Here is a 17102-nt window from a genome sequence, read left to right as displayed (position 1 = left end):
ACGAAGCGCCCCGCCTGGCCTCACGGCCGGGCGGGGCGCTTCGTCGTGTCCGGGGCTATTCCGTGCGGTCTTCGAGGTCCGCGCACAGCTCGGCGTACGCCTCCGCCAATGCCGCGTCCACGGTCCCCGGCGCCCACTTCCGGCCACAGCCGAGTAGGGCCCGGGTCTGCGCGTCCTCCCGGGACAACTCCACCGCGCCCGCCGGGGCCAGGTCCAGGTACACCTCGTACGGGTCGGCAGGCGTGTCTGCTGCCGGCTCTGCCGAGGGCGCCGGCGCCTGCGATGGTGTCGAGGTCGGCGTGTCCGTCTCGCTGTTGCGGTAGAGGGCCGTGCCGGCGATGCCGGCACCCAGTGCAGCAACTGCTGCAGCGGTGATCACGATCGGTGTGCGGGTCACTACCGCACCGTACGCCCGGCCGTCAACGTCCCGCCGCCGTGACACGCCCTGACCTGGGGGCGCACCAGTCGGGACCACGACACGACGAGGCCCCACCCTCCCAGGCCGGGAGGGCGGGGCCTCTGCTGTTACATGGTGGGCTGTCCGGAGCCCGGGCAGCGGGCCCGATCACCCATCGCCTGATGCGGCGGGCAGGACCGGCCGGGGCTCACACTGACGCGGGCTCCGCATGCGGAACATTGAGACGATGCCATGACTGGACTCCCTGGGGGATTTGGTAGTCCGGATACGGGTCGGTCTCGGGCTCGGACGTGCCCCCGGATGCGGCGGTAGCGCGGAGGTAGACCACTGATCCGTCACCGCACTTGAGCCGCAGCGCTGACAGTGGCGGGTCACCGGCGGTCCAGTCGCCGACGCCTGGGGTGGCGCACAGCTCCCACGAGCTGATCACCTCGGGTCGGGCGACGTCCAGGAGCTGATGGGCGAGCACGAGCATCCGCTGTGCGCGGTACCGCGGCGGCGGCATGTCGCCGGGCGGCACAGGCCGGGCGTCCCGGTGTGGGACGGCGGCCCAGAGCATGGCGTAGGACCCGGTCTGGTGAACCGCTTTGATCCCCGGGGGCGACTGTCCGCCCGGCTGGGTATCGGCGCCGTAGCGCGACACCGACACGATGTCGGGGTGCTCGGCTACGCGCAGGATCGCTTCCATCATGTCCAGGGCCTGGGTTACCTGCACGGGCGCTCTCCTGATCAATCCGGGGATCGTGGCTGCTCACGGGCCGGGCCAGTGTACCGGCGGGGTGGGCGGGGCGCGGCTCCAGCGCATCGTGGTCGCCTCCCTGATAACGAGGGTGGCCCGGGGCCAGCGTGATGCTGGCCCCAGGCTGCGGGATCAGAAGGTCTGCCCGCCGCGGATCGAGCCCTCGAACGCGTCCCACTCGTCCGCGCTGAAGGCGAGGGCGGGGCCGGTGGGGTTCTTCGAGTCGCGCACGAACCGGCGGCCGGTCTCGTCCGAGGCAACCTCAACGCAGTTCGGGCTGCTGTTGTCGCAGCGCATCGGCTTCTTCCAGGTCAGCTCGTTCATGAATCAACCTTTCGTTTGCCGGCCGCCTGCCGGCCGGACATCCGTAGGGGGTGGTGGGGGTGAGCCGAGCAGGTCATAGGTGAGCAGCCCTGCGTACGCCTCCGCCCACGGCCAACAGCGGCGTGGGGTGCCGCACACGGGACAGCGGCCGTCGACCTGGTGATGCTCGGCCAGGTCCCGCCACCATCGGCTGATGGTGGCGTCGGCCGGCGTCAACGCCGGCTCCCGGCGCGCTGCGGGGGTGCCCAGTTGCCCTGACCTACCGAGGTCAGGTAGCCGTAGGCGGTGTCGGTGGGCCGGCACGGCCAACCGCAACCGCAGACCGGGCACCGGTCCACCCGCGGCCAGTGCCTGGTGATGATCCGCCGGGCGGACAGGACCATCCGGTTGCGTAGCTGGACCGCCGACAGGCTGGCCGGGCTGGGCCGGGCGCCCGTGGCCATCACCGCTGGCAGGCCCGCTGACGGGCCAGCCGGGTCAGCAACGGTCGCGTATCGAGGATCACCGTCGGTTGGTCCCAGAGCGGGCGGTAGGCGCCGGCCCGTGCCGCGTACACGGTGGCGGGGCCGACCGCGTCCAGCCGTGCGGGCCCGCGGCGGCGGAGTCGGCGGAGTCGGCGGACCATGCGTGTGCTCCCTCACCCTGGCGCCTCGGACATCCATCCGGCCGCGTCGTGTGATTTCAGCGTGCGACTACGGGACTACGCTCGGAAGGAGGTCGATGTTTTCAGGCTTTTTCAGCAGGGGGACGTGTGGACGATCTCGGCGCCCAACTCCGGCAGACTCGCACCGAGGCCGGGGTTACGTTGGCCTCAATGGCCGCTCGAACCTCGTATTCGGTGTCACATCTGAGCAATGTTGAGGCTGGGCGGAGGACAGCGACGCCCGACATCGTGCTCGCCTACGCGCGGCTCCTCGGGGAGGGTGAGATGAGGCGTCGACAGATGTTCGGCTTGGCGGCCGGCGTCGTCGGCCCGGTCGTGGCCGGCGAACTGATCCGGGCCGGGTTCAGCGCTGCGCTACGCGGCCGGACTGCTGAGGAGGACTGGCGGGAGCGGGTCGACCAGTACGGTCGGGACTACATGGCGGTGGGAGCTGCGGCGCTTCAGTCGCGCCTCGCCAGTGATCTCGTGGTCCTGCAACAGCACCTGGATACGCCGGTCATGTGGTCACATGCCGCGAGGGCGTTGGTGACCTACGGCAAAACCACTCCCAACCCCACTGAGGCTATCCGCTGGTACGACCTAGCCGGGGTGGCCGCCGACCGCTCCGACGATCTCGCCGTGCGGGTGTGGGTCCGGGGCAGGGCCGCCATCGCGTTGGCCTACGAGGGGGCGGCGCTGACCACGGCGCGGCGGTACGCCGATCAGGCTGTCGCGCTGTCGGACCGGGCGTCACTCGGACGCGTTCAGGCGCTGATGGCGCAGGCACACGTGGCGGCGGGACGCGGGGACCGCAGTGGCGCTGTCGCGCTCGATACCGATGCTCGGCGGGTGTTCGACCAGGTTGCATCGCCGGATGGCGAGGTGTCTGATACCGCCGTCCCGCCGTGGCGGATGGCCACGTTCCGAAGCATGTTGTATGCCCGCCTCGGGATGCCCGGCCCCGGGTCCGAGGCCCAAGATGAAGCCGACCGCACACGACCTGGTGATCTGCCGCGTTTCGCTACTCATATCGAGCTGCATCGTGGACTCACGATGGTCAAATCTGGTGATAGCGCGGACGGGGTCGCCTACGCCCAGCGGGCAATGGATGCCCTACCAGCCGACCGTCGGTCGCAGAGCTTGGTGCTCATGCTGCGTGAGGTGGAGCAGGCCGCATCGCGGCGTTAACCCCCGGCGCCCTGCCGTCATCGACGGTACTCCCTGCCCGCATGTCACGCCGTCACCTGTCCGTGTGGGTCGCCTCGGGCGCGTCGCGCCGTACGAATTCCCGTACATTCGCGCTCTTGGAGCTGGCGGATTTCGTCGCAGCCTATGCGTGTCGGACATCCCACAAGTCACAAAAGGCGCAAATACCATTAACTATCTTTACTTATCGATTGTGGGACCGCTATTACCATTAGTCGCCCAGTGATCACAGTGACGGGGGTTCGCGCCGCATGGGTTGCGGCGATCTCGTCGCGCACATCAATCGACAGAGCCGTCGACACGCCACGAAAATCCTTCCCATCCATCCGTACGTGTGTTCGACTAGCTCGCTTCTGACCGGCACTCACCGGAGGCCACCGAGACGTCATGAACTATCCCTTCCACCCCCACCGTCGCCCACCCGTGCCGCTGGTCGCCCGCGTGTACCAGCAGGAAAATCAGCGGCTCAGGCAGGAGAACGCGTGGCTCCGGAACGAGATCCGGCACTACGCCAACGTCATCGAATCGATGGGCCACGACATGGAAGCGCGGCGCCGGGAATTCGTCCTAGGCGAACTCTCCCGAGTAGACACCCACGGGCGCACGGTGGTCGTCGATCAGCGGCGCCTGCTGGAGGTACACCTCCGCGAACAGCTCGCCGCCGAACTGGAGGATGCGCTGCTGTCGGGCTTCGAGACCGGATACAAGGCTGGACTCGCAGACGGTCCGTCTCAGCGGCGCCGACTCACAGGCGACTCATGATCTCTACCGTCGGATAGTAAGAGGGCCGGCTGGAGTTCTCCAACCGGCCCTCTTACCTGCCTATATTCAACGTGGGCGATACTGGGATCGAACCAGTGACCTCTTCGGTGTGAACGAAGCGCTCTCCCGCTGAGCTAATCGCCCGTTGGCTCGGATGACTCTACCTGATCGCCGATGCCGACCCCAAACCGAGGCTCAGCTCGCCTTGAGGCGGTCCAGCACCCAGGCCACCACGTCGATGCCGACGCTGTACTTGAGCGACAGCCACACGACGGTCGACACGAAGACGATACCGACCGCACCGATAACGAACCGCACTGAGAGTGACTGCCGCGTAACCCAACTGGTCCAGCTGTAGACGTGCCGGCGGGTGAAGGTGAGCAACCGCCGCGCCCAGTGAAACTCCACCGCCCAGATCCCGAGGCCGGCGATCACCAGCAACCAGCCGGGACCCGGCAACGGGATCAGCGCGATTCCGACGGTGACGACGATGGCACCAGTGACCGCGACAAAGACCTTCAGGGCAAGTCGCCCGGTGGGGTTGGCCCGAATCAACGCGAGGGTGGTCGAGACTCGCTGGCGCCACCGCGGCCGTTCTCCCCGGGTATCGACCAGCGCCGCCCCTACTGCCGGTGCACCCATGTCCGAGCCGGATCGGCCTGGCCTACTCCGCTGTTCGTTCGACACCCCGTACCCCCGCCATTCCGCCCTCTGGGCCGCGATGATCGGCCGACCCGACGGCGTGACGCGATCCACTAAGGATCACTGTGTCACATTCTTCCCCCCAGTGTGACGCGCGCCCGTCACTGCGACCGTCGACTGGACGTTACCGGAGTAAGTCGACGACTGAAGCACCTGATGCCAAGCGGCACCGGGGACGGGCGGAACCGGAAATCCTACAGGAACTTTCACATTCTGGGGGACACTCCGAAGACCTTCCCACCACTGGGTGAAGTCAGCGTATGGCGGAGCGTAGCTAGGGGCAGCACCTGAGTATGGGAAAAGCGGGACACGCGCGTTCCGCAGCGGTGCCGGGGGGAGAACGTCCATGAGTGTCATCCGACCGACGACCGTAGAGGTCGAGACGTCGCTAAGGCTCGTCGCACCTGACGCCACGGCCTTGCCGGTGCGTGCCAGTCTGCGCTACGACCCTGCTGATCCGTACGCGGTCCACGTCCTGTTCCATGCGGAATCGGCCGGTGGCGAGGCGGTCAGCTGGTCGTTCGCACGGGAACTGCTGGTGACCGGCCTCGATGAGCCGGCCGGCATCGGCGATGTGCGGGTCTGGCCCTGGGCCACCCCGCGCGGGGACTTCGTCGCCCTGGCGTTGTCGTCCCCGGACGGCAACGCCCTGTTTGAGGTGCCGCGGAGCGTCCTGGTGCGCTTCCTGCGGCGGACCTACGTCGTCGTCGCGCGCGGCCGCGAGGCCGAGCACCTGGACGTCGACACGGCGGTGAACCGGCTACTCGCCGGACGCTGAGATCGAAAGGCCGGAATCTGGATCGAAGGACCGGAGTCTGGTGACCGGTCAGCCGGGGCCGCGCGGAGCTGCCGAGTCCGCGCGACCCCGGCCAAACCCGGTCGGTACGCGAAACGCCAACTGCCGGCCACGCGAAAAGCCAACCGCCGGGCCACCCCGGTCGGTACGCGAATCGCCTACCACCGGCCAACGCCGGCTCAGCCGTGGGTGGTGATGCCGCCGTCGACCGGGATGACCGCGCCGGTCAGGTATGCGCCGGCGCGCGAGGACAGGTAGATCGCGGTGCCCGCCATGTCCTCCGGTCGGCCGATCCGGCCCAGCGGCACCTGCTTCTCGACGGCGGCCCGAGAACCGGGATCGTCCAGGGCGAACGCCATCATTTTGCTCTCGAACGGGCCCGGGGCGATCGCGTTGACGGTGACGTGTTCAGCGGCGAGCTGGTGGGCGAGGCTGCGGGTCAGCATGTGCACGGCCGCCTTCGTGGCGGAGTACGCGTACACCTCCATCGACGGGACCCGGATCCCGTCCACCGAGCCGATGTTGATAACCCGGGCGGGGTCGTCTGCGGTGCCGGCGGCACGCAGTACGGGCAGCAGCGCGGTGGTGAGCCGGAAGACGGCCTTGACGTTGACCGCCCAGAGCTTGTCGAACGCGCTCTCCGGATATGCCTCCAGTGGTGCGCCCCAGGTGGCGCCCGCGTTGTTGACCAGTACGTCGAGTCGGTCGTGCCGCTCCCCCACGGTGGCGGCGAGCGCCTCGGCGCCGGCAGCGCTGCTGAGGTCGACCGGGACCGCCGTGCATTCGCCCAGCGTTGACAGTTCGGCGGCGACCGCCGTGCAGACGTCCGCCTTCCGGGCAGCGATGATCACTTTGGCGCCGGCCCGTACGAAACCTTCGGCGATCATCCGGCCGATCCCGCGCGAGCCGCCGGTGACCAGGACGGTCTTGCCGGTAACCGAGAAAAGGTCAGTCATGCCCGTCCCTTCGCCATCCACCCCTACCGCTCGGTAACGTAATCGCCTCACTCTGTCCCCACAACCCTGCCGCCGGCACGACGGAGTCGAGGCGACGGGTTCGGGGCGGAGTCGGGGCAGCCCTCTATCGGGAGCCCGTTGGTGCTGGTCTGCCGCGTGCGCGGAGGCCGCGCGGCGAAGACGGTGGTGCGCGAATCGGCGTACCGGGCTACCGTCGCGGGTGATGTTCTCTGCTGTTCATCGCACCCCGGACGCCGCCGTGAGCGCGGCGCTCGGCTTCGGTGGTGTGGTGACCGATCCGGCGTGGCGGCGTCCGATCCTGCTGACGGAGGATCTGCTCATCCTGGTCGTCGCGGGGCATGGCAGCGCTGAAGTGGACTTCCGCCCCTTCCCCTGCCACCCGGGCACACTGCTGCGGGTCCGGGCGGGCCAGGTGCTTCGGTGTGGGCCATCCGACCTTGATGCGATCGTGGTGCGCTGGGCCTCGGCGGCGCTGCGCGGCTTCGGCATCGACTCCGAGGCGGCCCCGACCCGGCTTGAGCTGACCGGTGCGGACGGGGTGGCCATCAGTACCGGGGTCCATCAGCTCGCGGTGGACTGCGAACGACATCGCCGGGAGTCCGCCGCTCTGCTCCGCCACCAGCTGGCGGCGCTACTGCTTCGGCTGGCCCTGCTGTCCGACTCCAGTGAAGGGCCGCAGCCAACGCCGCAGGCCCCGTCACCGTCGGCGTCGCGGTCGGCGTCACCGTCGACGTCACGATCGGCGTCGCGCACCGAGACCGGCACGTTCCGCTTGCTCTGCCGCGAGTTGGAGCAGGGCTACCACCGCACTCGCCGGGTGGAGGACTACGCCGACCGGGTAGGTTGCTCGGTTCGTACCCTGACCCGCGCCTGCCTGGCGGTCACCGGGCGCAGCGCGAAGCAGGTGGTGGACGATCGGGTGGCGTTGCAGGCCCGCCGCCTGCTCGCGGCGACCGACGAACCGGTGGCGCGAATCGGCCAGCGACTCGGTTTCGCCGAGCCGACCAACTTCGGCCGGTTCTTCACCCGGGAGGTCGGGGTCAGCCCGGGGGCGTTCCGCGCCGCCCGGGACATTCCGCCCCTGGTACGCCCGCGCCCGCCCGCCGATGCTGGCGGCGGTCAGCTACGGACGCCGGGCCACAGCGATGACCACGTCGCCGCCGAGCCGACCGTGCTCGGGGTCGCGCACGGCGGCGCCGCACCGCAGCAGCCCGGTGAGCGCCCGCTGCACGTCGACTGACCGGTACGCGGTCGCGGTCAGCGCGTGTCGGCGCAGCTCGGTGACGGTACGGGGGCCGGAGCGGGCCAGCTCGGCGAGGAGTTCCTGGCCCAGCGACTCGGGGTCGGGTGCGATGTCGAGCAGTTGCCCGCTCGGGTCGGCGGGGTTCCGATAGCGAACCGCGGTGTCGGCGTCCACCGCCCACAGGTTTTCCTTGAACGCCTCCAGGCTCCGGTCGTGGCCGGTGCCGAAGGCGAGCCGCCGCGCGACTGACCCGTCCGCCGCGACCAAGTCGACCTGGGTGGTGAGCGGGAAACCGACACCGGCGAGACCAGCCCGCACCGAGCCGGCAGCGCCAGGAGATGCAGCCGTGGAGCCCGCCGGGCCAGGAGATGCAGCCGTGGAGCCCGCCGGGCCAGGAGATGCAGCCGTGGAGCCCGCCGGGCCAGCGGATGCAGCCGCGGGCTCCGCCTCGGTGACCAGCAGGAGTTCGGCGGGGCGACCGGCGGCGCTGGCGGCCAGCACACCGGGGTCGGTGGCGCCCGCCCCGTCCAGGTACGACAGCAGCGGCGCCCCCGTGGCGCCGGCTGCCCTCACCGCGACCGGCAGCCGGGCGGGCCCGCCGGGCACCAGGTGTACGGCTATCTCGGCCGGCAGGGTCGCCTCGATCGCGCCCAGCCGGGCGGGGAGTTCCTCACCTCCGTCGGCGAGCACCAGCACGGTGAGCTGCCGTCCGCGAAGCTGGCCGGCGTGCTCGGCGAGCACGCCGAGTACCGCTGCGGCGGAGTCGGTGGCCGCGAGCAGGGCCCCGGGCCCGTAGGCGAGCGCCACAACGCTGGGCCGCCCCCGCGCGACTGCTCGGGGCAACCACGCTTCGAGCTGCCGGCCGAGCAGTTCCCGTACCACCCCGTCCATCACGCCATCGGTTCTACCGTACTGGGCTGGACCGGAGGCGGCGGGGCCAGCAAAAGCAGCGCGGCGGGAATCCCAACCGGCGCGGGGCTTGTACATACCGTCGCTGGTTAAGCACGATGGGGCGTGCCTTCTGGCTTCGGTGATCTGACTGACCACGCGCTTCATCTGGTGGCTACCGGCGACCTCGCCGGTGCCCGGCGGCTCCTCTCCGACGCGTTGGCCGATGCCGACCCACGGCCGACCAACGCCAGCGCCGAGTTGGCCGAGTTGGCGAGCCTGCAGGCGCGGGTGCTGGTGGGGCTCGGCGACCCGCCGGCCGCGCGGGGTTGGGCCGCCTACGCGTACGCGGCCAGCAATCACCTGCACGGCCGTTCGGACGAACGGACTGTCGCGGCTGCCGCCACCCTGGCCACGGTGCTGCACCGGGTCGGTAGTTGGTCCCGCGCGGCCCGAACCTACCAAGAGGTGATCATCGAGCTGACCGCCCTGGATGGACCGGAGTCGCTTCGTGTTCTCGCCGCGCACGCCGATCTGGCCACGCTGGAGTACGCTCGCGGCCAGTGCCAGGTGGCCCGCGACCGGCTCGCCGACGCGTGGGAGCTGCACCGCGAGGTGTACGGCGATGGGCATCCCAGCGGCATCAAGATGCTCGCCCGGCTCGGTGCGATGCAGCGCGACTGCGGGTTGGCCGGTTCAGCACAGGAGAGCCTGCTGCTGGCCGAGGAGTTGTGCCGCCAGCATCTGACCGTCGAGGACCCGCTGGCGGTGCAGGTGGCCGCCCTGGGCCGGGCGGACGCCGATCCGGAGCACCGCTGCCCATCCCACGAGCGGGGGGCCCCGATCGTGCCGGCCGCTCGGACGCCCCCGGCGGGAGACCGGCCGCTCCCCGAGGACCGGCCACAGCATCCAGCGCAGCCCGGGTATCGCCCGACCGAACTGTATTTTCCGCCGGAACCGGAACCGGAACCGGAACCGGAGCCCGAACCGGACCGATCGGTGGCCGAGGAGCATCCGGCAGCTGGATATGCGCCGCCACCCACGGTCCCGACGCCCCGGTTACCACCGGAGGGCGCCGCGTTCCCCGAGCCACCTGAGCTCTTCCCGCCGGACTTTCCGGCCGACGAGCACGAACCGTGGTGGCGCGAGTCGTCAACCGCACAGTGGGGTGGCGCCGTACCCCCCGCGGTGTTGCCCCTGACCCACCTGGAGGAGGCCGACGGGGTCCACCGGGTCGAGCCCCACGGGGTGCCTGATGCGCCGACGGAGCAGCCGTCGCGCCTATTGCCAGTGCCGGTACCGCGCGCCACACCGCCGCCCCGGAAACGGCTGCCGCTCGTGGTGGGCGCGGTGGTGGTGCTGCTGGGGACGGCCGCGGTGATCGCCGGGGTTTCCCGATTCGACGGGTCGGCACCGCCGTCGGCGACGGACCCGGCAACCGAGGCTCCGGCTGCCCCGGAGGCGTCGCCCAGCGCTCCGCCCGATGCGGTGACCCTGACCGACAACCAGGACAACGTCGCCCTGCGCTGGACCTACCCGGAGGGCGGAGCGGGCCCGGTGGTGGTCTCGGGGGGCCAGCCCGGCGAGTCGCAGACCATATTCGCCAACCTGCCCGCCGGCAGCACCGAATTCGTCGTGCACGGGCTCAACGGTGGCGTTGACTACTGCTTCGCGGTGGCGGTGGTGTGGTCAACGGAGACCATCGCCCGGTCCGAGGAGGTCTGCACCAATCGCGATTAACGCCACGTCCGGCTGGTCGGGGTGGGCCCGTCCGCTACTCGGGGGGCAGCGCGGGCAGCGTCACCCGGACGCGTAGGCCCGGCGGCGGATCGGCGTCGGTGAGCTCGACCCGACCGCCGGCCCGCCGCACCAGTTCGCGCACGATGGCGAGTCCCAGGCCGGCGCCGCCGGCGTCCCGGTCGCGCGCGGCGTCCAGCCGGGTGAACCGGCCGAAGACCCGTTCCCGATCGGCCACCGGGATGCCGGGCCCGTCGTCGGTCACCACCACCCGGTGGTACGCGGGCCCGTCCGGCTCGGCGCCGAGCAGCACCCGACTGCGGGCGTGCCGTACCGCGTTGTCGACCAGATTGACCAGCACCCGCCGCAGTTCCTCCGGGTCGCCGAGCGCCCAGAGCGGCGTCGCCGACGGTGCCAGGTGGACGCTCTTGGCCGGGTAGCGAGCGGCCACCTCGGCCAGCAGGGCACCCAGGTCGACCGGCCCGGTGCCGCGGGCCGGCGCGGCCTCGTCGAGGCGGGCGAGCAGCAGCAGGTCATCGACGAGCCGGCCGAGCCGTTCGGTGTCGGCCAGCAGGTCCACCGAGACGGCTGGCCAGTCGGTCCGCTCCCCCAGCCGCTGCGCGACCTCGAGTTCGGTCCGCAGGTTGGTCAGCGGGCTACGCAGTTCGTGCGCGGCGTCGGCGACGAACGCCCGCTCCCGGTCCCGGCTGGCGCGCAGCCGATCCAGCATGTCGTTGAGGGTCGCCGCGAGGCGGTGGATCTCGTCCTGCGACGCCGGTACGGGTAGCCGGCCGCGTCCGTCCCGACCGGTGATCTCCTCGGCGCCCCGACGCAGCGCCTCCACCGGGCGCAGCGTCGCGCCGACGGCCCGCCAGGCCACGAGGGCGAGCAGACCCACCAGCGGCGGGAAGCTGACCAGCAGGATGGTCTGGACGACGTGGATGCTCTGCCGCACGTCCACCAGCGAGCGGGCGACCAGCACGGTGAGGGGGTCGCCGTCGGTGCCGGCCGGGACGGCCACCACCCGCATCGGCCCGGTCAGCCCCATGCGTTGCCCCGGCACGGTGATGCCGACTCGGGCGCTGCGGTCGACCTGGTCCGGCGGGACCATCGGCACCAGCCGGTCGGCGTCGATGGAGGCGGCGCGGACCCGTCCCTGGGCGTCGATCACCTGTACCCGCACCTGACTGCCGGCGACGGGCAGGGGGTCGGGCAGGGCGTCTTCGGCGGCCAGCAGGGCGATGGCGTCGGCGGTGCGTAGCGCCTCCGTGTCGACGTTGCGGTGCAAAGTCCAGTTGAGCACGGCCAGCAGCACCAGGCCGCCGACGGCGAGCCCCGCCGACACGCCGAGTAGTCCGATCGCCATCAGCCGTCCGCGCAGGCCGAGGGGCGCCCAGGGCCGTCGGCGCGCCCTGCGCGCGCTGCCGGGTGGGGCGTTGGTGCCGGGTGGAGGGCCGGTGTCGGGTGGGGGGTTGGTGCCGGGGCGGGGACGATCGGCGGGGGCGGCGGGTTCGGTCATGCGGCGACGAGGCGGTAGCCGGCCCCGCGGACGGTCTCCAGGCGGTCTCGGCCGAGCTTGCGGCGCAGGTAGCCCACGTACACCTCCACCGCGTTCGGGGCGGTCTCGATGCTGGCGTCCCAGACGTGGTCCAGGAGTTCGATTTTGGAGACCACCGTGCCGGGGCGGCGCATCAGGTAGTCGAGCAGGGCGTACTCCCGGCCGGTCAGGGCGACCTCGACGCCGTCGCGGGTCACCCGCCGCCGGGCCGGGTCCAGCCGGAGGTCCCCCACGGCCAGCACGGCGGGCCGCTCCGGTGCGCCGCGGCGCAGCAGGGCGCGCAGCCGGGCCAGCAGCACCACGTACGAGAAGGGCTTGGTCAGGTAGTCGTCGGCCCCGCAGTCCAGCCCGTCGGCCTGGTCGTACTCGCCGTCCTTGGCGGAGAGCATCAGCACCGGCAGCCAGCGCCGCTCGGCCCGCAGCCGGCGGACCACCTCGTAGCCGGAGAGGCCAGGCAGCATCACGTCGAGGACCATCGCGTCGTACTCGCCGTGCCGGGCCGCCTCCAGTCCGGCCGGCCCGGTCGCGGCCACGTCCACCACGAACCCTTCTGCCTGCAGCCCCCGGTGTAGGGCGGCCGCCAGCCGCGCCTCGTCCTCCACCACCAGCACTCGCACGGGTCAAGAGTGCCATCGGGCTACCCGCGCCGGAAACGGCGTCCTCAGCGTCCGCACAGGGTACGTTCGGCAGGATGGTCGACAGGAGGTGCCCGATGTCCGTTCTGACAAGCCGTCCCGCCTTACGGTGGCTGGTCCCAGTGGCCGCCGTCGTGACCGTCATCGGCGGCGGCGCCGCGCTGGGCCGTTTCGCCGCCGAAGCCGAGCCGAGCCTGCCGCCCCGTTCCGCCGCCCAGCTTCTGGTCGATCTCCAGACCGCCCGCTTCGAGGGTCTGTCCGGCACCGTCGTGCAGCGGGCTGACCTCGGTCTACCGCCGATCGCCGGGTTGCTCGCCGAGGAGGGTCCGGCCAGCCTGCTGACGGGCTCCCACACGTTGCGGGTCTGGCACTCCGGGCCGGACCAGCAGCGGATCGCCTTCGTGGACACGCTTGGGCAGCGAGACGTCATCCGCAACGGACGGGACGTGTGGCTGTGGAACAGCCGCACGAACACGGCTACCCACCGGGTGCTACCCGAGGGCGAGGAGGTGGCGACGCCTCCGGAGGTGCTGGCGACGCCGCAGGAGGCCGCCGCGCAGGCCCTCGCCGCGGTTGATCCGACGACCGAGGTGAGCGTCGGGCGGTCGGCAACGGTCGCCGGGCGGGACGCCTACGAGCTGGTGCTCGAGCCCCGGGACGCGGCCTCCCTGGTGCACCAGGTCCGGATCGCCATCGACGCGACCGAGCACCTGCCGCTGCGGTTCGAGGTCTTCGCCGAGGGTGGGGGTTCTCCGGCCTTTGAGCTGGCGTTCACCCAGATCGACTACGGGCGGCCGGATGCCGACCAGTTCGCCTTCAACCCGCCGCCGGGTGTTCAGGTCACCGAGCAGAAGGACGGCTGGGAGCACCCCGAGCGGCCAGAGCACCCCGAGCAGCCGAAGCGGCCGGGGCCGACCAACGACGGTGGGCACCCCGGCCTGCGTACGGTCGGCACGGGCTGGGCCACGGTTTTCGTCGCGGAGGTCGACGAGGTGGAGGGTCCCACCGCTGCCGCCGAGGAGGCCCCCGACCTGGACCTGCTCGCCGGTCAGCTGCCGGCGGTCCAGGGTGACTGGGGCAGCGGTCGACTGTTCCGCAGTGAGCTGGTGACGGCGCTGCTCACCGACGACGGCCGGCTGATCGTGGGGGCGGTCGCTCCGGAGCGACTGTACGAGGTGGCTCGGGGCTGACGTTTCGTCGCCGACAAGCCGGGGGCCGCGCGGCGCGCGGGCTCCGGCTTGTCGTTGCCCACGCCCTGGAGTTGTTTTGGCCACGCCCGGACCTGCCGCCGAATCACCATGGGCACCCCGGCGGTCGCGCCGCCCGGTATCCTGACCAGTTCAGGGAACAAAAAAAGAACGGCACGAAGCCGTTCCTTCGGGCAAGGGTAGCGAATTGCGAGATGGCTTGTCAAGCAACTCCGGCGTTTCACCGCACTCCGGCGGTCCCGACGATTCGCCGATGAACGACGACGAGCTCGGCCAGGAGCAGGAGTACGTCTCGATGCTCTACGGCCGGCTGGACGCGCTGCGGGAGCAGGCCAGCCACCGGCTGGCCGAACAGCTCCGGGCGACCGGTGGCACCCTCCAGGCCCGCTCCCAACGCGACAGCGCGGTGGGGATGTACGGCGAGCAGGTGGAGCAGTACTCGGCGGTCGAGCAGGGCCTGTGCTTCGGCCGACTGGACACCGACGACGGCGGCCGGCACTACATCGGCCGGATCGGCATCTTCGACACCGACGGCGACTACGACCCGCTACTGATCGACTGGCGCGCCCCGGCGGCGCGCGCCTTCTACCTCGCCACCGCCGCGAACCCGCAGGGCGTCCACCGACGGCGGCATCTGCGGACCCGGCAACGCAAGGTGACCGGCATCAACGACGAGGTGCTCGACCTGGCCGCCGCCTCCCCCACCGGCCACGAGGAGCTGACCGGCGAGGCGGCGCTGCTCGCGGCCCTCACCGCCGGCCGTACCGGCCGGATGCGGGACATCGTCGAGACCATCCAGGCCGAGCAGGACACGGTCATCCGGGCCGAGCTGCCGGGCACGCTGGTGGTGCAGGGCGGTCCGGGCACCGGCAAGACCGCGGTGGCGCTACACCGGGCGGCCTACCTGCTCTACACGCACCGGCGGGAACTCGCCACCCGGGGCGTGCTGCTGGTCGGGCCGAACGCGACCTTCCTGCGCTACATCTCCCAGGTGCTGCCCGCCCTGGCCGAAACCGGTGTGTTGCTGCGTACCCAGGCTGACCTCTTCCCCGGGGTCACCGCGCGACGCACCGAGGCGGCCGAGACCGCCGCGCTGAAGGGCCGCGCGGTGCTGGTGGATGTCCTCGCCGCCGCGGTCCGGGACCGGCAGTGGGTGCCGGACGAACCGCTGGAGATCGCGCAGCCGCAGCGGGAGATCCTGCAGCTGCACCCGGAGACCGTTTGGGCCGCCCGGGACCGGGCCCGCCGGTCCGGCCGGCCACACAACCTCGCCCGGGCGGTCTTCGATGTCGAGGTCGTGCACGCGCTCGCCGCGCAGGTCGCCGAGCGCATCGGCGCCGACCCGCTGGGCGGGGAGAACCTGCTCGAGGAGGCCGACCGCGCCGAGATCCGCCGGGAACTGCGGGACGACCCGGAGGTACGGGCGGCGCTGGACCAGTTGTGGCCGCTGCTCACCCCGCAGCAGCTACTCGCCGACCTGTACGCCGACCCGGCGCGGATCGCCACCGCCGCGCCGATGCTGACCGGGGCCGAGCAGGCCCTGCTGCACCGCCAGCCGGGTGGTTGGACGCCGGCCGACGTACCGCTGCTGGACGAGGCGGCCGAGCTGCTCGGCGAGGACGACCGCGCCGCCGCGGCCCGCCGGGAGCGACTGCGGACCCTGCAGCGGGAGTACGCCGAGGGCGTGTTGGAAATCGCCCGGGGCTCCCGGTCGATCGACGTGGAGGACGAGGCGGACGGGGGCGAGATCCTCGGCGTCACTGACCTGCTCGACGCCGACCGGCTGGTGGAGCGGCAGGAGGAGGGGGACCGGCTGACCACCGCGCAGCGGGCCGCCGCCGACCGGAGCTGGGCGTTCGGCCACATCATCGTGGATGAGGCGCAGGAGCTGTCGCCGATGGCGTGGCGGCTGCTGATGCGCCGCTGCCCCAGCCGATCGATGACCATCGTCGGTGATGTGGCGCAGACCGGCGCGTTGGCGGGCACCGCGTCCTGGGCTGATGCCCTCGAACCGTACGTGGCGCAGCGTTGGCGGCTGGCGGAGCTGGCGGTCAGCTACCGTACCCCCGCCGAGATCATGGCGGTCGCGGCGGAGGTGCTCGCCCAGATCGACCCGACGCTGCGCCCACCCCGGTCGGTCCGGTCCACCGGGGTGCCGCCGACCGAGCGGGCGGTGGCGCCGCAGCGGCTGGCGGCCGAACTGGTGGACGCGGCGACCGCCATGGCGGCGGCACACACCGACGGCCGGCTCGGGGTGATCGTGCCGGCCGCCCGCGTCGCCGACCTGGGTCCCGCCCTGGCGGATGCCATCCCGGAGGCCACCATCGGTGAGCAACCCGACCTGAAGAGCCGTACCGTCCTGCTCACCGTCGCCCAGACCAAGGGGTTGGAGTTCGACGCGGTCCTGGTGGTCGACCCCGACGGGATAGTCGCGGAGTCCTCTCGCGGTCGGAACGACCTGTATGTGGCGCTGACCCGCGCCACCCAACGGCTGACGATTCTGCGCCCCACCTCCTGACCGCTCCGCGCCCCGCCTTGAGCGGGTACGCGACCGACGGCCTGGCCCGAACCGGGCCAGGCCGTCGGGGGCGGGCTGTCAGTCGTCGGAGAGGTTCGCTACGTGCACGCCGGGCCCGGCCGCGTCGCTCGTGGAGCCGGCGGTCGGGGTGCTCAGGCCGCCGGTGGTGGCGTCCCCCGTCGTGGTCGGGGCGACCCGGCCCCGGTGCCGTTCCGGTTGCCGGGCCACCCGGCGAACACTGGCCGGGCCGGCGGTCCCGCCAGTCGTCGTGATCGCGCCCTGGCCCCGGGTCGGGCCACCGTCGCGCAGCACCTGCGGGTCGATCCGGTTGTGTGCCGGGTCGCCCGGGTCCTCGTCCTGGATTACCCGCTGTACATCGGTCTGCGGCACGGTCACCTCGTCCAGGACACCCTCGCCGTACTGGTCGCCGGCGATCCGCTCCTCGGCCCGCCGGGCGGCCTCGTTCCGTGTGTCGTCGGTGCGCATGTCGCATCACCTCGCAGACTCGTCGGAAGTCTCCTTGGGTTCCCGCCCCTGGGCCGGCCAAACCCGCCGGTGTGGCTGGGGCGGGGTTACTGCCCCCGGCCGGTCGGGTAGACCCAGGGTGCCCCCGCCACGAACCGTGCCGTGGCCGAGACGCGGTAGCGGGGCGAGGGATCGCAGGTACTCATCAAATCCGAGGAGGACCAGATGAGCACGCAGGCTGCATCCACCAGGCCGCAGAACCGGCCCTCGGCGGACGCCCAGG

General features: G+C 71.6%; 17 protein-coding genes, 1 tRNA gene and 1 pseudogene. 7 read left to right on the top strand and 12 right to left on the bottom strand.

Annotated features, from left to right (window positions below; translation table 11 throughout):
* Positions 1 to 55 precede the first annotated feature (55 nt).
* The 5 genes from SALPAC2_RS0100785 to SALPAC2_RS0100765 form a co-directional block, all read right to left on the bottom strand.
* Positions 56 to 397, bottom strand: a complete 342-nt coding sequence (locus SALPAC2_RS0100785; protein ID WP_080636984.1) for a hypothetical protein — start codon at positions 395 to 397, stop codon at positions 56 to 58.
* Between the two features lie 208 nt (positions 398 to 605).
* Positions 606 to 1133 (bottom strand): hypothetical protein, encoded by a 528-nt coding sequence (locus tag SALPAC2_RS0100780; RefSeq protein WP_018214726.1) that lies wholly within the window; start codon positions 1131 to 1133, stop codon positions 606 to 608.
* A 156-nt stretch (positions 1134 to 1289) separates the two neighbouring features.
* Positions 1290 to 1481 carry a DUF397 domain-containing protein gene (locus SALPAC2_RS0100775; protein ID WP_018214725.1) on the bottom strand — a complete coding sequence of 64 codons (192 nt, stop codon included), beginning with the start codon at positions 1479 to 1481 and terminating at the stop codon, positions 1290 to 1292.
* A gap of 212 nt (positions 1482 to 1693) precedes the next feature.
* Positions 1694 to 1924, bottom strand: coding sequence for a hypothetical protein (locus SALPAC2_RS27660; RefSeq protein WP_018214724.1), 231 nt, complete (start codon positions 1922 to 1924; stop codon positions 1694 to 1696).
* Complete coding sequence (locus SALPAC2_RS0100765) at positions 1924 to 2106, bottom strand: hypothetical protein (protein WP_018214723.1); 183 nt, start codon at positions 2104 to 2106, stop codon at positions 1924 to 1926. The genes SALPAC2_RS27660 and SALPAC2_RS0100765 overlap by 1 nt, the downstream gene beginning before the upstream one ends.
* Before the next feature lie 126 nt (positions 2107 to 2232).
* Here SALPAC2_RS0100765 and SALPAC2_RS0100760 point away from each other — a divergent pair, with 126 nt between their 5' ends.
* Positions 2233 to 3312, top strand: a complete 1080-nt coding sequence (locus tag SALPAC2_RS0100760) for a helix-turn-helix domain-containing protein (protein ID WP_018214722.1) — start codon at positions 2233 to 2235, stop codon at positions 3310 to 3312.
* A 350-nt stretch (positions 3313 to 3662) separates the two neighbouring features.
* A pseudogene (locus SALPAC2_RS0100755) lies at positions 3663 to 4092 on the top strand (hypothetical protein).
* A 72-nt stretch (positions 4093 to 4164) separates the two neighbouring features.
* Here SALPAC2_RS0100755 and SALPAC2_RS0100750 read toward each other — a convergent pair.
* Both SALPAC2_RS0100750 and SALPAC2_RS0100745 read right to left on the bottom strand, forming a co-directional pair.
* Positions 4165 to 4236, bottom strand: a tRNA-Val gene (locus SALPAC2_RS0100750).
* Between the two features lie 51 nt (positions 4237 to 4287).
* Complete coding sequence (locus tag SALPAC2_RS0100745; RefSeq protein WP_026184269.1) at positions 4288 to 4848, bottom strand: TIGR02611 family protein; 561 nt, start codon at positions 4846 to 4848, stop codon at positions 4288 to 4290.
* A gap of 292 nt (positions 4849 to 5140) precedes the next feature.
* On the opposite strand from SALPAC2_RS0100745, the gene SALPAC2_RS0100740 reads away from it, so the two are divergent.
* A complete protein-coding gene (locus SALPAC2_RS0100740) occupies positions 5141 to 5572 on the top strand; it encodes an SsgA family sporulation/cell division regulator (protein WP_011905498.1) in 432 nt (143 codons plus the stop codon).
* 197 nt (positions 5573 to 5769) lie between these two features.
* Here the strand turns inward: SALPAC2_RS0100740 and SALPAC2_RS0100735 are convergent, their stop codons facing one another.
* On the bottom strand, positions 5770 to 6546 hold the full coding sequence (locus SALPAC2_RS0100735) for a RhlG family 3-oxoacyl-ACP reductase (protein ID WP_018214719.1): 777 nt from the start codon (positions 6544 to 6546) through the stop codon (positions 5770 to 5772).
* A 223-nt stretch (positions 6547 to 6769) separates the two neighbouring features.
* Between SALPAC2_RS0100735 and SALPAC2_RS24190 the strand changes: the two genes are divergently transcribed.
* Positions 6770 to 7807 (top strand): helix-turn-helix transcriptional regulator, encoded by a 1038-nt coding sequence (locus SALPAC2_RS24190; protein WP_033661740.1) that lies wholly within the window; start codon positions 6770 to 6772, stop codon positions 7805 to 7807.
* On the opposite strand, the gene SALPAC2_RS0100725 is transcribed toward SALPAC2_RS24190, so the two are convergent.
* Complete coding sequence (locus tag SALPAC2_RS0100725) at positions 7691 to 8701, bottom strand: hypothetical protein (protein WP_018214717.1); 1011 nt, start codon at positions 8699 to 8701, stop codon at positions 7691 to 7693. The genes SALPAC2_RS24190 and SALPAC2_RS0100725 overlap by 117 nt on opposite strands.
* A gap of 123 nt (positions 8702 to 8824) precedes the next feature.
* On the opposite strand from SALPAC2_RS0100725, the gene SALPAC2_RS0100720 reads away from it, so the two are divergent.
* Positions 8825 to 10438: a hypothetical protein gene (locus tag SALPAC2_RS0100720; protein ID WP_026184268.1), complete on the top strand. Its 1614-nt coding sequence runs from the start codon at positions 8825 to 8827 to the stop codon at positions 10436 to 10438.
* 34 nt (positions 10439 to 10472) lie between these two features.
* On the opposite strand, the gene SALPAC2_RS0100715 is transcribed toward SALPAC2_RS0100720, so the two are convergent.
* Together SALPAC2_RS0100715 and SALPAC2_RS0100710 are read right to left on the bottom strand one after the other, a co-directional pair.
* Positions 10473 to 11801 carry a sensor histidine kinase gene (locus SALPAC2_RS0100715; RefSeq protein ID WP_018214715.1) on the bottom strand — a complete coding sequence of 443 codons (1329 nt, stop codon included), beginning with the start codon at positions 11799 to 11801 and terminating at the stop codon, positions 10473 to 10475.
* Between the two features lie 149 nt (positions 11802 to 11950).
* Complete coding sequence (locus SALPAC2_RS0100710) at positions 11951 to 12610, bottom strand: response regulator transcription factor (RefSeq protein ID WP_026184267.1); 660 nt, start codon at positions 12608 to 12610, stop codon at positions 11951 to 11953.
* Between the two features lie 95 nt (positions 12611 to 12705).
* On the opposite strand from SALPAC2_RS0100710, the gene SALPAC2_RS0100705 reads away from it, so the two are divergent.
* Positions 12706 to 13818 carry a LolA family protein gene (locus tag SALPAC2_RS0100705; protein WP_026184266.1) on the top strand — a complete coding sequence of 371 codons (1113 nt, stop codon included), beginning with the start codon at positions 12706 to 12708 and terminating at the stop codon, positions 13816 to 13818.
* Between the two features lie 271 nt (positions 13819 to 14089).
* The gene (locus SALPAC2_RS0100700; protein ID WP_018214712.1) at positions 14090 to 16354 is read left to right on the top strand and encodes a HelD family protein; all 2265 of its coding nucleotides are present in this window, start codon (positions 14090 to 14092) and stop codon (positions 16352 to 16354) included.
* A gap of 78 nt (positions 16355 to 16432) precedes the next feature.
* Here the strand turns inward: SALPAC2_RS0100700 and SALPAC2_RS0100695 are convergent, their stop codons facing one another.
* A complete protein-coding gene (locus tag SALPAC2_RS0100695; protein WP_018214711.1) occupies positions 16433 to 16840 on the bottom strand; it encodes a hypothetical protein in 408 nt (135 codons plus the stop codon).
* Between the last annotated feature and the right edge of the window lie 262 nt (positions 16841 to 17102).

This window comes from Salinispora vitiensis (assembly GCF_000378825.1).
In the GTDB taxonomy this organism is placed as follows: Bacteria; Actinomycetota; Actinomycetes; order Mycobacteriales; family Micromonosporaceae; genus Micromonospora; species Micromonospora vitiensis.
Note: the sequence above shows the minus strand (reverse complement) of the source record. Positions and strands in the feature narration are given on the sequence as shown.

Excerpts from the sequence above, each read along its gene's own strand:
- SALPAC2_RS0100775 (WP_018214725.1), bottom strand. The coding sequence starts at position 1,481 with ATGAACGAGCTGACCTGGAAGAAGCCGATGCGCTGCGACAACAGCAGC.
- SALPAC2_RS0100695 (WP_018214711.1), bottom strand. The coding sequence starts at position 16,840 with ATGCGCACCGACGACACACGGAACGAGGCCGCCCGGCGGGCCGAGGAG.
- SALPAC2_RS0100700 (WP_018214712.1), top strand. The coding sequence starts at position 14,090 with ATGAACGACGACGAGCTCGGCCAGGAGCAGGAGTACGTCTCGATGCTC.
- SALPAC2_RS0100735 (WP_018214719.1), bottom strand. The coding sequence starts at position 6,546 with ATGACTGACCTTTTCTCGGTTACCGGCAAGACCGTCCTGGTCACCGGC.
- SALPAC2_RS0100765 (WP_018214723.1), bottom strand. The coding sequence starts at position 2,106 with ATGGTCCGCCGACTCCGCCGACTCCGCCGCCGCGGGCCCGCACGGCTG.
- SALPAC2_RS24190 (WP_033661740.1), top strand. The coding sequence starts at position 6,770 with ATGTTCTCTGCTGTTCATCGCACCCCGGACGCCGCCGTGAGCGCGGCG.
- SALPAC2_RS0100705 (WP_026184266.1), top strand. The coding sequence starts at position 12,706 with ATGTCCGTTCTGACAAGCCGTCCCGCCTTACGGTGGCTGGTCCCAGTG.
- SALPAC2_RS0100715 (WP_018214715.1), bottom strand. The coding sequence starts at position 11,801 with ATGGCGATCGGACTACTCGGCGTGTCGGCGGGGCTCGCCGTCGGCGGC.
- SALPAC2_RS27660 (WP_018214724.1), bottom strand. The coding sequence starts at position 1,924 with ATGGCCACGGGCGCCCGGCCCAGCCCGGCCAGCCTGTCGGCGGTCCAG.
- SALPAC2_RS0100740 (WP_011905498.1), top strand. The coding sequence starts at position 5,141 with ATGAGTGTCATCCGACCGACGACCGTAGAGGTCGAGACGTCGCTAAGG.
- SALPAC2_RS0100725 (WP_018214717.1), bottom strand. The coding sequence starts at position 8,701 with ATGGACGGGGTGGTACGGGAACTGCTCGGCCGGCAGCTCGAAGCGTGG.